Consider the following 612-nt stretch of genomic DNA (forward strand, 5'->3'; position numbering starts at 1 on the left):
CAGGTCATCGCTGAAAGGCGTGCAGTTCCTTTTTCATTTCGGTTTTGTCCCAAGTGCTCTAGTTGTTCAGTCCCGGCATTTGGTGGATCGGATTTAGGATGAATCGATCTGGCTCTGAAGTCCAGATCTTGCAGATGTATTCGTAAGGCGTCAGCCCGCTGAGGGTCTTGAGCCTGCGGGCGAAGTTGTAGGCTGCCATGAAGTCGGCAAGGTGTGTTCGCAACTGGTCGTGATTTTCGTAGTGGAAGCGTTTGACCGTCGCCTCCTTGATGGTTCGGTTCATTCGTTCGACCTGGCCATTGGTCCACGGATGGTTCGGCTTAGTGAGCCGATGTTCGATCTCATTTTCCTCACAGATCATGTCGAACCGCATCTGCCGTGAATATGCTGTGTTCCGGTTGCGGGGCTGCTCGGCGACCTGGATGCCGTTGTCAGTGAGGATCGTGTGGATGCGATAGGGGACGGTATTGAGCAGGTGTTCGAGGAACTCCCATGCGGTCTTACGATCTGCCTTGTCCACGAGTTGGGTGACTGCGAATTTGCTGGTTCGGTCAATACCCACGAAGAGGTAGAGCTTGCCCTCCGCCGTCTGAACCTCGGCGATGTCGATAT

At 54.1% G+C, this 612-nt stretch carries 1 protein-coding gene; it reads right to left on the reverse strand.

Translation table 11 applies throughout. The annotated features are described in order from the left end of the window. Nucleotides 1-58: 58 nt before the first annotated feature. Nucleotides 59-612: integrase core domain-containing protein (locus FEV53_RS20625; RefSeq protein WP_142836445.1), on the reverse strand; the 554-nt coding region annotated here is incomplete at its 5' end.

The organism is Palleronia caenipelagi (assembly GCF_007004065.1).
In the GTDB taxonomy this organism is placed as follows: domain Bacteria; phylum Pseudomonadota; class Alphaproteobacteria; order Rhodobacterales; family Rhodobacteraceae; genus Palleronia; species Palleronia caenipelagi.